This window comes from Tsuneonella rigui (assembly GCF_003958625.1).
Classification (GTDB): domain Bacteria; phylum Pseudomonadota; class Alphaproteobacteria; order Sphingomonadales; family Sphingomonadaceae; genus Tsuneonella; species Tsuneonella rigui.
Genome location: NZ_RSEL01000028.1, coordinates 260049 through 274933, shown reverse-complemented (window position 1 = coordinate 274933; position 14885 = coordinate 260049). Strand labels below are relative to the sequence as shown.

The following is a 14885-nucleotide window of genomic DNA, read 5'->3' as shown; positions in this document are numbered from 1 at the left end:
GATCATGAGCGAACCCACCATTCACCCCGTCATCCTGTGCGGCGGCAGCGGCACGCGCCTGTGGCCGCGCAGCCGCAAGGCCAAGCCCAAGCCTTTCCTGCCGCTGGTCGGCGACCGCACGCTGTTCGAGGCGACGCTCGACCGCTGGCTCGACGAGGACCACTTTGCCGAACCGGTGATCGTCGCAGGGTCCGCGCACATCGAGCATATCGCCGAGCAGGCGGGCGAGGACGCGACGGTGATCGTCGAGCCTGCGGCCAAGAACACCGCGCCCGCGATCGGCCTCGCCGCCGCGCTGCTGCCCAAGGACTCGATCATGCTGGTGTGCCCGAGCGACCATCACATCGCCGATAGCGCGAGCTTCACCGCGGCCGCGCGCGCCGCCGCCAAGCTTGCCGCCGAGGACTGGATGGTCGCGTTCGGGATCGCGCCCGACCGGCCCGAGACCGGCTACGGCTACATCCGCACCGGCGAGAAAATCGAAGGCGGCAACCGCGTCGACCGCTTCGTCGAGAAGCCTGACCGGGCCACCGCCGAGCGCTTCCTTGCCGAGGGCGGGCACGCTTGGAACGGCGGCATCTTCGCCTTCCGCGCGGGCGCGTTCATGGACGAGCTCGAGCAGCACCGGCCCGCGATGGCGGAGGCGGTACGCAAGGCGGTCGCCGGTGGGCGCTACGAGGGTCAGCAGTTCCATCCCGCGGCCGAACCCTTTGCCGACATCTCCGGCGAGTCGGTCGACTACGCGGTGATGGAGAACACCACCCGCGCGGCGGTTGTCCCTGCCGACATGGGCTGGTCCGACATCGGCAACTGGGAAGCCCTGCGCGATGCGCGGCCGGGCGACGAGGCGGGCAATCGCACTTCGGGCCAAGTCGAGCTGGTCGAGTGCCGCAACGTCCTCGTCGAAACAGACGGCCCGCGCGTGTCGGTCATCGGGCTCGATGACGTGATCGTGGTGGTCGATGGCGACGAGGTGCTGGTCACCAGCGCGGCCGGCGCGCAGCTCGTGGGCAAGCTGTCGGGGGCGGCTAATCAATGACGAGGTGGCAATGAGCCGGGCACTCCCCACCAAGTCGGTCGAAAAGCCGTGGGGCCAGGACCACCTGCCGCCGCCTTTTGCCGCGCCGGAGGGTCAGCGCATCGGCGAGATCTGGTTCGAGCCGCCGGCCGAACTGCCGGAGCTGCTGGTCAAATACCTCTTCACCAGCGAGGCGCTGTCGGTCCAGGTCCACCCATCGGACGCGCAGGCACCCGCGGGCAGCCGCGGCAAGGAGGAATGCTGGCTGGTGCTGACCGCCGAACCCGGCGCCAAGCTCGCGGTCGGGTTCAAGGAGCAAGTCTCACCCGAGCAGATGCGCGCGGCAGCGCTCGACGGTTCGATCGAGGACCTGCTCGAATGGCACGCGGTCAAGCCTGGCGACTTCATTTATCTCAGCGCAGGGACGGTGCACGCGATCGGCGCGGGACTGTCGCTGATCGAGGTGCAACAGAACTCCGACATCACCTATCGCCTGTACGACTACGGTCGCCCGCGCGAGCTGCACCTCGACGAGGGGATCGCGGTCGCGAATGGCGGGCCGCACGATCCGGCGCTGCGGCGGCATGTGCCCGAGCGCGGCGACATCCAGCTGGTCGATGGTCCGCACTTCCGCCTCGACCGGCTCGACGGCGCGCCCAACGCAGCGACCGCCGCGCGCTACGGCGACAAGCCGCTGCTGGTCATTCCGGTGGATGGCCCGGTCACGCTGGCGGGAGAAACGATCGCAGCCGGCGAATGCGGCTTGGCCGACAGCCTATCCGCGATCACCTTCGGCGACTACCGCGCACTGATCGCGCAGCCGCTCTGACGGCGGCTTGACGAACATAGATTAGCAAGAGAAGCTGCTCCCCGGTCGCGGCAAGGGGGGAGGGCCCATGCGCCATTTGCGACACCTGCTCGGCGCGAGCGCGCTGCTGCTGACGCTGACTGCCTGCGATATGACGGTAACGGCGGGCGGATCGAGCCCGGCGGCGAGCGGCGACGGGACCGGCACCGTGCCGGTCGCGGCATACCCTGAGCGGGTCTATTGGGGTGACACCCACCTCCACACCGACAATTCGATTGACGCCTTCGGCTTCGGCGCGCGCCTCGGCCCTGAGGACGCGCTGCGGTTCGCGCGCGGCGAGAAGGTAATCTCGAGCACCGGGGTGCCCGCGCAGCTCGAACGGCCGCTCGATTTCCTCGTCATCGCCGACCACTCGGACGGGCTCGGCGCGACCCGGCGGCTCTACGATGCGCCCCGGATGCTGATCCGCGACGAGACGCTGCGCAAGTGGCACGACATGATGCACGAGGGGCCGCAGCAATCGCAGCGCGCGGTGGCGGAGCTCATCACCGCCGCCGCCAATGGGACGCTCCCCGCCGCGCTGCGCGATCCGGCCAACCAGGCCAAGGCGACCGAGGAAATCTGGCGCCGCCACCTCCAGACGATCGACCGCTTCAACGAGCCTGGAAAGTTCACCGCGCTCGGCGGCTTCGAATACACGCTGATGCCCGACGGCAATAACCTCCACCGCGTGGTGCTCTTCCGCGACGGCAGCGCGAAGACCAGCCAGGTCCGCCCGTTCCCCGGTCTCGGCGGCAACGTCGACGAGCTGTGGGACTACATGGACGCCTACGAGAAGAAGACCGGCGGCCACGTGCTGGCGATTCCGCACAACGGCAACGTGTCGAACGGGCTGATGTGGGAGCTGACGATGCCCGGCGGCGGGCCAATGACCGCCGAGTACGCGCGGCGCCGCGCGAGCCACGAACCGGTGGTCGAGGCGACCCAGATCAAGGGCGACAGCGAGGCGCACAAGTTCCTTTCGCCGAACGACGAGTTCGCGAGCTTCGGCGTCGCCGGATGGGAGCTCGGCAACCTGCCGCTGACCCGCCGGGCGACGCCCGACATGTTCGGCGGCAACTATGTACGCGAGGCGCTGAAGCGCGGTCTCACGATCGAGGCCCGGACGGGGGTCAATCCCTATCGCTTCGGCATGGTCGGCGGGACCGACAGCCACACCGGCCTGCCGACCGCGGACGAGAACAACTTCTTCGGCAAGCACACCGGCAACGAGCCGAGCCCCAAGCGGGTGATGAGCCCGCAGAACTTGGGCACCGATCAGGGCCGCTTCGGCTACCACTACCTCGCCGGCGGCTACGCGGGGGTGTGGGCCAGGGCGAACACCCGGGCTGAGATCTTCGACGCGCTCAAGCGGCGCGAGGTTTATGCCACCACCGGCCCGCGCATGACCGTGCGGATGTTCGGCGGCTTTGATTTTTCGCCGCAGGATTTCGGCGGCCAAGGTTGGGTCCAGGCCGGATATAAGCGCGGCGTGCCGATGGGCGGGGAGCTGGCTGACGGCGGGAAGGCGCCGGTGTTCATGATCGAGGCGCTGAAGGACCCGATCGGCGCCAATCTCGACCGGGTGCAGGTGATCAAGGGTTGGGTCGACGCGGGCGGCGTGAGCCACGAGAAGGTGTTCGACGTCGTCTGGTCCGACGCGGCAAAGCGGCCGATGTCGGGCGGCAAGGTCCCGGCGGTGGGCGACACGGTCGACCGGGCCAAGGCGAGCTACACCAACACCATCGGCGCCAAGCAGCTCCGTGCGCTGTGGCGCGATCCCGAGTACCGCGCCGGCCAGTCGGCGTTCTACTACGTGCGCGTGATCGAGATCCCGACCCCGCGCTGGGTGCTGTTCGACGCGCTGCGTTATCACCTCACGCTGTCGGCCGACGCGATGAAGGATGCGGTGGCGCAGGAACGTGCGTACTCCTCGCCGATATGGCTGATTCCGCACAAGACGTGACCGCAAGCCCATCGCGCCCGAGAGGCGTCTTTCGGAGGCTCGTGCGCGAGCCGCTGGTTCATTTCCTGGTCGCGGGCCTCGCGATCTTCGCGGTCCTGTCGTGGCGGGTACAGCCCGACGATCCGGCGAGCCGGGTGATCGACCTCAGCCGCGAGGACCAGGCGCGGCTGTCGGTCAACTTCGCCGAAGTCATGGGCCGTCCGCCGACGCAGGCCGAGCTCGACGCGCTGATCCAGCGCTGGGTGCGCGAGGAAGTGCTCTACCGCGAGGCACTGCGGCTCGGGTTGGAGGAAGGCGACGCGGTGGTGCGCAAGCGCCTCGCGCAGAAGATGGACGTGATCGCCGCCAGCGCGGCGGACGCCGAAAAGCCCGACAATGCGACCCTGGCGAAGTGGCTGCGCGACCATCCCGACCGCTTCGCGCAGGACATGCAGCTGACCTTCGACCAGCTCTACTTCACTTCGCGAGGCCGTGCGGTGGTGGCCAGGACCCTGCTCGAGGGCGGGGCCGACTGGACCAAGGTTGGCGATGCGATCTCGCTGCCCGCGCACTTCGACGCCGCCAGCCGCAAGACGGTGAGCGATGAGATGGGGCCGGACTTCGCCGCCGCCCTCGAAGGACTCGAACCCGCCAAGGCGTGGCATGGCCCGATCGAAAGCGCGCTCGGCTGGCACCTCGTCCGGCTGACCGCGAAGCAGCCTGGCGTGCTCCCGCCGCTGTCCGCGATCCGCGCGCGGGTGGAGGACGACTGGCGCGCCGAGACGGGGCGCGCGCGGCAGGACGCCGCCTACCGCACGCTCCGCGCATCCTACACGGTGCGGATCGCCAAGTGAGATTCCTCGCCGCGCTGGTGCTGCTGCTGTGCGCGGCGGCGGTATCGGCAGACGAACTGCGGCCCGGCTACATCGAGCTGCGCCAGCGCGACACCGCGCACTGGTCGCTCGGGTGGAAGCAGCCTCTGACGACGCCCGGCGAGCCGCAACTGGTGGTGCCGCTGATCCCGGCCAACTGCCGGATTGCGGACGGCCCGCACAAGCGTGTCGCGCCGCTCGCCCTGGTCGGCAGCGCGAACCTGACCTGCGTCGGCCCGCTAGCCGGCAGCCGGCTGGGGTACCGCGAAATCCTCGGCGGCGGAGACGTGCTGCTGCGGATCGCGCCGCTGGCCGGTAAGGTGCAGAGCTTCCGGCTGACCCCGGAAGCGCCTTCGACTGTAATGGCCGCGAAGCCTTCGGCGCTTCAGATCTGGCGCACCTACGGCGTGCTTGGGGTCACGCACATCCTCGCCGGGTGGGACCACCTGCTGTTCGTGATCGCGCTGGTGCTGCTGGTGCGGCGCGGGTGGGCAGTCGCGAAGGCGGTGACGGCGTTCACCTTCGCGCATTCGCTGACGCTGGCAGGAGTGACGCTCGGCATGGTCGGCCTGCCGCAGCAGCCGGTCGAGGCGCTGATCGCGCTGTCGATCGTATTTCTCGCAGCCGAACTGCTGCGAGACGGGCCGAGTGTGACTCTGCGCTATCCGTGGGCGATCGCGTTCGCCTTCGGGCTCGTCCACGGGTTCGGGTTTGCCGGTGCGCTCAAGGAGATCGGCTTACCCGAGGGCGAGGTTCCGGCCGCCCTGCTCGCGTTCAACTTGGGCGTGGAGGCAGGGCAATTGGCGGTGGTCGTCACCGTCCTTGCGGTCCTTGCGCTCATGCAGCGACTGGCGCGGCCAGCCTTCGCGCCGGCCATGCGCATTGCCGCGTACGGGATTGGCATCACCGCTTCGTACTGGCTGATCGACCGCCTCGTCGCTTGAGCCTCGCGGTTAGCTTGCCATTCACCCTCCTGCGCCTACATTCCACGGTGACGAAAGGACGGCGCACTCGATGAACGACGACAAGGATCCGCAAGGACAGGGCCCCGGCGGTCCCAACCCCTGGATCAAGAGCCTGATGGTGTGGGGCGGCATCTTCCTCGCGCTGCTGCTGGTGGTGTCGATGTTCGGCCAGGCCGGGCAGGCGCCGGGCTCCGCGATCGGCTATTCGGAGTTCAAGAGCCGGGTCGTGGCGGGCACGGTCAAGAGCGTCCAGATCGCGCCCGACAAGATCACCGGCACGCTGAAGAGCGGCGATACCTTCACCACTACGCCGGTGTACAACGATACCGAGCTGCCCAAGCTGCTCGATAGCGCGGGCGTCGCCTATTCAGGCAAGGAAGCCGAGCAGACGAACGTCTTCCTCGTCCTCCTGATCCAGTCGCTCCCGTTCATCCTCATCCTCGGCATCGCCTTTTTCGCGCTGCGCCAGGTCCAGAAGGGCGGGGGCGCGGGCGGCGCGATGGGCTTCGGCAAGTCCAAGGCCAAGATGCTGACCGAGAAGCAGGGACGCGTCACCTTTGCGGACGTCGCCGGCATCGACGAGGCGCGCGAGGAGCTGGAGGAAATCGTCGAGTTCCTGCGCGATCCGCAGCGCTTCTCCAAGCTCGGCGGCCAGATTCCCAAGGGCGCGCTGCTGGTCGGCTCGCCCGGCACCGGCAAGACGCTGCTCGCCCGCGCCATCGCGGGTGAGGCGGGCGTGCCGTTCTTCACCATTTCCGGCTCCGACTTCGTCGAGATGTTCGTCGGCGTCGGCGCGAGCCGCGTGCGCGACATGTTCGAGCAGGCGAAGAAGAACGCGCCGTGCATCGTTTTCATCGACGAAATCGACGCGGTCGGCCGCCATCGCGGCCACGGCCTCGGCAACTCGAACGACGAGCGCGAGCAGACGCTGAACCAGCTTCTGGTCGAGATGGACGGGTTCGAGGCGAACGAAGGCATCATCATAATCGCCGCCACCAACCGGCCCGACGTGCTCGATCCCGCGCTGCTGCGTCCGGGCCGTTTCGACCGACAGGTGGTGGTGCCGGTGCCGGACATCGACGGGCGCGAGAAGATCCTCGCCGTGCACATGAAGAAGGTGCCGCTGGCGCCCGACGTCAACGCGCGGACGATTGCCCGCGGCACGCCCGGTTTCTCGGGCGCGGATCTCGCCAACCTCGTCAACGAGGCGGCGCTCCTCGCTGCCCGCCGCAACAAGCGCCTGGTCGCGATGCAGGAGTTCGAGGACGCCAAGGACAAGGTCATGATGGGCAGCGAGCGCCGCTCGATGGTCATGACAGACGACGAGAAGAAGATGACCGCCTACCACGAGGCCGGCCACGCGCTCGTCTCGATGCACGAGCCGGCGTCGGACCCGATCCACAAGGCGACGATCATCCCGCGCGGCCGCGCGCTGGGCATGGTCATGCGCCTGCCGGAGCGCGACAACTACTCGTACCACCGCGACAAGATGCACGCCGACCTTGCGGTGAGCATGGGCGGCCGGGTGGCGGAGGAACTGATCTTCGGTCACGACAAGGTGTCGTCGGGCGCGAGCTCGGACATCCAGTATGCCACCAGTCTCGCGCGCAACATGGTCACCAAATGGGGTATGAGCGACAAGCTCGGCCCGCTGCAGTACGAGCAGACGCAGGAGGGCTACCTCGGCTACGGTGGTAGCCAGCGCACGATGGGCTCGGACGAGACCAACAAGCTGATCGACGCCGAGATCAAGGCGCTCGTTGAAGGCGCGCACGCGCGGGCGACCGACATCCTGAAGACGCAGGAGGACAAGCTCCACCTGCTCGCGCAGGCGATGCTCGAGTACGAGACGCTGAACGGCGACGAGATCAGGCAGCTGCTCGACACCGGCACAATCGATCGGCCCGATGCGCCCAGCGCGCCGACGGCCAAGCCGGTACGCGGGTCTGCGATCCCGAAAGCCGGGCGGCGGTTCGGCGGCGAGGCGCCGGCGGCGTCCTAACACCTCGACGTCGGCCCGGACTTGATCCGGGCCAGTGCTTGCCTTTGCGACGTCTGCGAGAAGGCAGCGCCGCCCCGGATCAGGTCCGGGGCGACGAGGTTGAAGGTGAGACTTAGCGCCGCACGCCCAGCTGGCTCGCGGCCTGCTCCAGTGCTGCCCTGCGCCCCGGATTGGCCGAGACCGCATCGTTGAACGCCTTGCTCGCCGCCGCATCCTGGCCAAGTGTCTTGCGGCTGCGCATCAGCATGATCCAGCCATCGACGTTCGCCGGATCGGCCTTCAGCTTGGCTTCGAGGTTGGCGACCATACCCTCCGCCATCGCGCGCTGCTCGCCCGGCGGGATGCTCCCGGCAGCAGCGATCTGTTCCTGCGACGGACCGGGAATCGCATCGAACGCCGGATGCGCGGGCTTGGGCTGCCGGCCGGTCGCGGCGGCGATGCGCGCGGTCACGTCGATGTCGTTGATCTTGCCGACCTGCTCGATCGTCCGCTTGAGATCGGCCTCCCACGGCGCCCCCGGCGGCGTCTCGGCAAGCAGCGCGAGCCAATCGTCGATCGCACCCTTGTGATCGCCGCCGATGTCGCGGTTCACCGCGAGGAAGTAGCGCGCCCGCGCATCCTTGGGATCGAGGCCGGCGGCCTTCTTGAACGCAGCCAGAGCGCGGGGCGGCATCGGGTTGTCCTCGCTCGCCATCACGAGCGCTTCGCCCAGGCTGGACCATAGCACGGCATTGCGCGGAGACGCGTCTGCGGCCTTCTGGTAGGCCGACGCAGCATCGACGAAACGTCCAGCATCGAAATAGGCAAAGCCGAGCCGCTGCCAGCCCGCCGAGTCGCCCGGATTGGCCTTGGCATCCGCCTCCAGCGCCGAGAGCGCATCGCCCGTACCCGCTGCGGCGGGAGCCGGCGGCGTGGGGTCGTACACCAGCCGCCAGCCGATCGTGCCGACCGCCAGCGCGACCGCCGCCAGCGCCACTATTGCACCCTTGCCGACCGGCTTTGCCACACCCATTCCCCTCGATTGTCGCGGCCGAACTAGCAGCGCACCGGATTCGCGGCAAACCCGCTGGATATCTGCGCTCGCCTGCTTAAGATGCGGACAGACCTGAGGGGGTGGGTGTGGCCGGGACGGACGGCATTGTCGATGTGGCTATCGTAGGGTCCGGCCCCGCCGGGCTCAGCGCCGCCGCGCATGCCGCGGCGAAGGGCATGAGCCACGTCCTGCTCGAGAAGACCGACCACCTCTCGGATACGATCTACAAGTATCAGAAGGGCAAGCACGTGATGGCGACGCCGTCGCATCTCGTGCTGCGCGCCGATCTCGATTTCGATGCCGGCAAGCGCGAGGCGATCCTCGACACCTGGAATCGCCAGCTCGGCGAGGCGCAGGCCAACGTCATGCTGAATGCCGAGGTCACCGCGATCGAGGGTGCGGCGGGCGACTTCAAGCTCACGCTCAAGAACGGCCGGACCGTCCGCGCCAAGGCGGTGGTCATGGCGATCGGCACGCAGGGTAACCCCAACCTCGTCCGCTGCCCTGTCGGTGAGGGCGCGGTGGTGCAGTACCAGCTCGACGATCCCGGCGAGTACGTCGACGAGCATATCGTGGTGATCGGTGCGGGCGACGCGGGGATCGAGAACGCGATGGGTCTCGCGGCCGACCCGCAGCAGGGCAACAAGGTCACCATCGTCAACCGCAGCCGCGACTTCGCGACGGCGAAGGCCGCCAACGTCCAGGCGCTGCTGGCGATGGAGGGCGAGGGCCGGATCACGGTCATGCTCGAGACCACCGCCTCGGCGATCAACCAGGGCGAGATCGTGTTCGACACCCGCGACGGCGAAGTGCGCGCGCCGTGCGACCGAGTGATTGCCCGCATGGGCTCCGCGCCGCCGCGCGCCTTCGTCGAAGCAGCTTGCGCCGAATTCGAGGAGCGCGAGGGCAAGCGCGCGATCAAGGCGGGCACCGGCATCGCCTTCACCAGCGCCGACCGCGTCGCCTATCCCCGCCTGACCCCAACGTTCGAATCGACCGTTCCCGGCATCTACGTGATCGGCGCGCTCGCCGGGTACCCCCTGATCAAGCACTGCATGAACCAGGGGCACGACGTGATCGAGTTCCTCGCCGGGAACACGAGCCTGAAGCCCGCCGACGAGCCGATCCTCGAAGAGAAATTTGCCGATCTGCCCGGCAAGCAGTCGGTCGACGAATGGCTCGCCCTGTTCGGCCGCAACGTGGTGATCCTGCAGGAGCTGTCGACGCTCCAGCTGCGCGAGTTGATGCTCGATTCGGACGCGCGCTATTTCAAGGCGGGCGAGGTGATCTTTACTCGCAACGATCCCGGTTCGTCGATGTTCGCCATCGCGCAGGGATCGGTAGCGGTCGAGGTGAACCCGAAGGATCCGTCGGTCACCGTGCCGATCGGCGAGGGGCTGATCTTCGGTGAGGTCGGCCTCATCTCGGGCCGCCGCCGCGGCGCGACCATCCGCGCGGCCGAGCCGACCATCGCGCTCGAATTCTCGCGCAACGCCGCGCTCAAGCTGCTCGCCACCGCGCCGAGCGCGGCGCGCGCGGTCAACCGCATCTCGATCGAGCGGCAGCTGCTGCAGATGTTTGGCTCGGGCCTCACCAGCGAGGACCTGGAAGAGATCGTCGAGGCGGCGGTGGTCGAGGACAAGCGCGCCGGCGAAGTGATCATCGAGGAAGGCGCCGACGACAAGGATGTGTTCGTGATCCGCCGCGGTTCGGTGGTGGTCGAGAAGAGCATCGGCGGCCACCCGGTGTTCCTCAATTACCTTCCCGCCGGTTCGTACTTCGGCGAAATGGCGGTGATCGACGGGTCGAAGCGCACCGCCACCGTCAAGTCCGCCATCAAGAGCCAGGTGGTCCGCTTCCCGGGCGACGCGTTCAACCGGCTGCTCGAACGCAAGCCGGCGCTGCGCGAGAAGGCGCTCACGGACATGGCCGCGCGGCGCAAGCTCAACGCCTTCGTCGAGGAACGCAAGGAGAGCTTCGGCGACGCCGCCGACTATCACTCGCAGACCGCGCAGTTCCTGGTCGACAACGGCATCGGCGAAGCGACCGACGTGCTGCTGATCGACGAGACGCTGTGCGTCGGCTGCGACAACTGCGAGAAGGCCTGCGCCGACAGCCACGACGGGCTGAGCCGCCTCGACCGCGAGGCGGGGCGCACCTACGCGCACCTCCACGTTCCCACCTCGTGCCGCCACTGCGAACACCCGCACTGCATGGCCGACTGTCCGCCCAACGCGATCAAGCGCGGTCCCGACGGCGAGGTGTTCATCGACGAGACCTGCATCGGCTGCGGCAACTGCCAGCGCAACTGTCCCTACGGCGTCATCCGGATGGACGCCAAGCCGCCCAAGAAGCCGGGCCTCCTGTCGTGGATGTTCTTGGGGCTCGGCCCCGGCCCGGGCGAGGCGAGCTATTCGTGGCGCAAGAAGAAGGCCGAGGCCTCTGGCAAGGAAGTGCCCAAGGTCGCGATCAAGTGCGACATGTGCTCCGGCATCGAGGGCGGTCCCGCGTGCGTCCGTGCCTGCCCTACCGGCGCGGCGATCCGTGTGGGCCCTGAGAAATTCCTTTCGGTCGCGCAGATCGGCAAGGTGGGCTGATGGCGACCCTCGCCCCGGAAAAGGCCGGGCGGCCGACCGACCACGAGAGTTTCCTCGTCCACAAGCGCTTCCGCTGGCTGTGGATCGCGGTCCTGCTCTGCATCGCTGCCGGGGTGGGCTACGCCTACGCCGACGTAAAGCCGCGGCCCAATGGCGGGTCGTGGTACGGCTACACGCTTGGCACCATCGCGCTGCTGCTGATCGTCTGGTTGTCGCTGCTGGGCGTGCGCAAGCGGGCGATGACCGAGGGGCGCTGGTCGCTCAAGGCGTGGACCAGCGCGCACGTCTATCTCGGGTTGTCGCTGGTGGTGATCGCGACGCTCCACACCGGGTTTCAGCTCGGGTGGAACATCCACACGCTCGCCTACGCACTGATGATGCTGGTGATCGCCTCGGGCCTCTACGGCATCACCGTCTATGCCAAGCTGCCCGAGAAGCTCAGCAACAACCGCGGCGAGATGTCAAAGCGGCAGATGGTCGAGAGCCTCGCCGCGCTCGACCGCCAGCTCGATGCGGCCGCCCAGCCGCTCGCGCGCGAAGAATCGGACCGGGTGATCGCCGCGCTCGAACAGGACCCGTTCCGCGCGGGGGTGTTGGCGCGCCTGACCAATTCGTACCCCGGTTGCCGGACCGCCCGCGCGCTCAAGGATTTCGCTCGCGATCACGAACTCGACGCCCACGAGCAGCGCGTGGCAGGATTGCTTCATAAGCGCGCCGCGCAGCTCGCACAAATCCGCCGTCAGATGCAGCTCCGCGCGCTGCTCGACGTGTGGCTTTACGTGCACATCCCGGCCACCGTCGCCCTGCTCGGCGCGCTGACCGCGCACGTCGTCAGCGTGTTCTTCTACTGGTGAGCGCGGCGTGAGCTTCCGCCTTCGCCAGGTCGATACGACCGCCACCGGGCGCGAGATCGTCCGCGAGCGGATGATCGAGGGCAATGTCCTGACGATCGGACGTTCGGCGGAAAACGATATCGCCATCCCCGACCTCGCGGTCGAGCAGCACCATGTGCGGGTGACCGCCGAAGGCCGCGCGCTGACTTTCGAGGCGATGGGCACGCTGGGCTTCACGCTCAACGGCCGCACTCGCCAGCTCGAGACCGACGACGACGGCTCGGCGGAGCTGGTGCTCGGCGCCTACCGGCTCGATTTCGCCGCCGGGCCGGACGGCGAGTTCGAGGTGACCCTTCGCAAGCGCGAGCAGCGCGAAGGTGGCAAGGGCGATGGCACGCACGGCTTCACTCTCGCGAGCGCACTTCCCGGCAAGCGGCCGGTCGCGTGGGTGCTGCTGGTCGCCATCTTCCTCGCCTTCCTCGCGATCCCCATCTGGTCGTTCACGCACCGCGAGCGGGTGAAGCCCGATCCCGACAAGCCCGGCCAGGTGCTGATGGACGCGAGCTGGACGCCGGGGGCGCTCAGCACCGCGCATCACAAGCTCGAGGGCAATTGCGAGTCCTGCCACACCGACGCTTTCGTCGCGGTGCGGGATGAGGCCTGCCTCACCTGCCACCAGACGATCGGCGACCACGCCGCGCGGCCCAAGCTGACCCTCGCGCGCGGGCCGATGTCGTGGGGCGACCAGCTCCAGCGCGAGGTGGCGGACGTGTTCCACAAGCCGGGCGCGGGTGCCTGCACCGACTGCCACACCGAGCACGAGGGCGAAGGGCGGATGAAGCCGCCCGCGCAGAAGTTCTGCGCCGATTGCCACGGCACGATGGACGATCGGCTGAAGACCCCGCTGGGCAACGCCTCGGACTTCGGCAAAGTGCACCCGGGCTTCCAGGCGGCCGTTTTGACCCAGCCGGGCCAGGAGAAGGCGCAGCGCGTCGCGCTGTCGGCGCACCCCAAGACCTTCAACGGGATCAAGTTCCCCCATGCGCTGCACCTCCGCCCCGGCGGCGGGCCGTCGCGGATGGCGATGCGGCTGGGTGCGCGCGCGGGCTACGGCAAGCCGCTCGACTGCGCGAGTTGCCACAAGCCGACCAAGGACGGCTTGCGTTTCCAGCCGGTGGTGATGGAGACCAGTTGCGGCAGTTGCCACAGCCTCGTCTATGATCGCTCCGGCGGCAACTTCCGCACCCTGCCGCATGGCGACATCGGCAAGATGCGCGCGGCCCTCGCCGGTGCCGACCGCGCGCCGCGGCGGCCGATCGCCAGCGGCCGGCGGCGTCCGGGCGAGTATGCGCCGGGCGGGCTCTATTACGGCAACTTCGCGCCGCCGCAGCGCGCATCGGTGCCGCTCGCCTCGCGGATGCTTTCAGTCGGCGGGGTGTGCAGCGAGTGCCACTATCCGGGCGGCAACGGCGTGCTGCCGGTCACGCAGCCGGCGCGCTACATGTCGAACGGGTGGTTCGACCATGCCGACCACAAGAAGGAGAAGTGCGCGACTTGCCACGCGGCCTCACAGTCCAGCTCCGCGAGCGACCTGCTGCTGCCCGACATCAAGACTTGCCGGACCTGCCACTTGGGCGAGGATGCGAAGAAGCCGAAAGTCGCTTCGAGCTGCGCGATGTGTCACAGCTATCACCCGCGCGGCAGCCTCCCGCCGGTCGAGATAGGGAATACACAACGAAAGGTGGCTATGAGCCGCCCGCCGGATCGGCCACAAGGGCCGTGACGAGGGCGCGCTTCAGGGGGGTGTGGCGATGCTGATTGCGCAGCTGACCGATATCCATATCGGCTTCGATCCCGAGGAGGAGCCGGAAGAGCTCAACCTGCGGCGCTTCCGCGCGACGCTTGCGCGTCTGCTGGCCGGTCCCAACCGGCCCGATATGCTGGTGGTATCAGGCGACATCACTGACAACGGCGATGTCGAGAGTTTCGAGGATGCTGCCGCGCTGCTCGAGGCCTGCCCGTTCCCCGTCTGGCCGATGGTCGGCAATCACGACAGCCGCGAAGGGCTGTTTCGCGCTTTCCCCAACGTGCGCGGCGAGGGCGGGTTCGTGCACTACGCGGTCGACGCGGGCGGGCTGCGGCTGATCCTGCTCGATACGCTGGAGCCGGGCCGGCACGGCGGCGCGTTCTGCGGCGCGCGCGCGAAGTGGTTGGCGGACGAGCTCGCCGCGCATCCCGACACGCCGACCGTAATCTTCATGCACCACCCGCCGGTGGTGAGCGGGATCGACTGGATGGACCCGGCCGCAGACGAGGACTGGATCGCGCGCTTTGGCGCGGTCGTGTCAGGCCAGGACCAGATCGTGGCGATCCATTGCGGGCATCTTCACCGCCCGATTTCAACCACCTTTCGCGGGATCCCGCTGAGTGTGACGAGCTCGGTCGCGCCGCTGGTGGCGATGGACCTGCGCCCGGTCGATATGCACCACCCCGACGGGCGCGATCTCATCACCACCGAGCCTCCACGCTATGCGCTGCACCGCTGGGACGGCGAGACGCTGATCAGCCACTACGAGGATGTCAGCGGCTGGCACGCGCTGGCGCACTACACCGACAAGCTGCAACCGATGATCCACGACATGTTCGGCGAGCGCGGACCCAGGGATTGAGGCTCCGGCCCTGTGCGGCGGGCCATCACACGCCGCCGCTGATGCCCATCTCCTAATCCGTCATTTCCGCGAAGGCGGGAATCCATCCAGCGCAGGAGTTGACG

Annotated in this window: 11 protein-coding genes; 10 read left to right on the top strand and 1 reads right to left on the bottom strand. The window is 68.4% G+C overall.

Annotation, left to right across the window (positions count from 1 at the left end; all coding sequences use genetic code 11):
- Nucleotides 1–4 precede the first annotated feature (4 nt).
- The 6 genes from ELY12_RS12800 (at nt 5) to ftsH (ending at nt 7649) form a co-directional block, all read left to right on the top strand.
- Nucleotides 5–1039, top strand: a complete 1035-nt coding sequence (locus tag ELY12_RS12800; protein WP_126177083.1) for a mannose-1-phosphate guanylyltransferase — start codon at nt 5–7, stop codon at nt 1037–1039.
- Between the two features lie 10 nt (nt 1040–1049).
- Nucleotides 1050–1847 (top strand): class I mannose-6-phosphate isomerase, encoded by a 798-nt coding sequence (locus tag ELY12_RS12795; RefSeq protein WP_126177082.1) that lies wholly within the window; start codon nt 1050–1052, stop codon nt 1845–1847.
- A gap of 67 nt (nt 1848–1914) precedes the next feature.
- The gene (locus ELY12_RS12790; protein ID WP_241229862.1) at nt 1915–3831 is read left to right on the top strand and encodes a DUF3604 domain-containing protein; all 1917 of its coding nucleotides are present in this window, start codon (nt 1915–1917) and stop codon (nt 3829–3831) included.
- Nucleotides 3832–3872: 41 nt separating this feature from the next.
- Nucleotides 3873–4664, top strand: coding sequence for a peptidyl-prolyl cis-trans isomerase (locus ELY12_RS12785; protein WP_164549507.1), 792 nt, complete (start codon nt 3873–3875; stop codon nt 4662–4664).
- Nucleotides 4661–5626 (top strand): HupE/UreJ family protein, encoded by a 966-nt coding sequence (locus ELY12_RS12780; protein WP_241229861.1) that lies wholly within the window; start codon nt 4661–4663, stop codon nt 5624–5626. Before ELY12_RS12785 ends, ELY12_RS12780 begins: the two co-directional genes overlap by 4 nt.
- A gap of 70 nt (nt 5627–5696) precedes the next feature.
- Nucleotides 5697–7649, top strand: a complete 1953-nt coding sequence (gene ftsH / locus ELY12_RS12775) for an ATP-dependent zinc metalloprotease FtsH (RefSeq protein ID WP_126177080.1) — start codon at nt 5697–5699, stop codon at nt 7647–7649.
- Between the two features lie 112 nt (nt 7650–7761).
- On the opposite strand, the gene ELY12_RS12770 is transcribed toward ftsH, so the two are convergent.
- A complete protein-coding gene (locus ELY12_RS12770) occupies nt 7762–8661 on the bottom strand; it encodes a tetratricopeptide repeat protein (protein ID WP_420907057.1) in 900 nt (299 codons plus the stop codon).
- A 134-nt stretch (nt 8662–8795) separates the two neighbouring features.
- On the opposite strand from ELY12_RS12770, the gene ELY12_RS12765 reads away from it, so the two are divergent.
- The 4 genes from ELY12_RS12765 to ELY12_RS12750 are packed head-to-tail and all read left to right on the top strand — an operon-like array spanning nt 8796 to nt 14781.
- Complete coding sequence (locus ELY12_RS12765; protein WP_241229859.1) at nt 8796–11279, top strand: cyclic nucleotide-binding domain-containing protein; 2484 nt, start codon at nt 8796–8798, stop codon at nt 11277–11279.
- Nucleotides 11279–12133 (top strand): hypothetical protein, encoded by an 855-nt coding sequence (locus tag ELY12_RS12760; RefSeq protein WP_126177079.1) that lies wholly within the window; start codon nt 11279–11281, stop codon nt 12131–12133. Before ELY12_RS12765 ends, ELY12_RS12760 begins: the two co-directional genes overlap by 1 nt.
- 7 nt (nt 12134–12140) lie before the next feature.
- Complete coding sequence (locus tag ELY12_RS12755) at nt 12141–13895, top strand: cytochrome c3 family protein (protein ID WP_126177078.1); 1755 nt, start codon at nt 12141–12143, stop codon at nt 13893–13895.
- 28 nt (nt 13896–13923) lie between these two features.
- Nucleotides 13924–14781, top strand: coding sequence for a phosphodiesterase (locus ELY12_RS12750; RefSeq protein WP_126177077.1), 858 nt, complete (start codon nt 13924–13926; stop codon nt 14779–14781).
- Nucleotides 14782–14885: the final 104 nt, after the last annotated feature.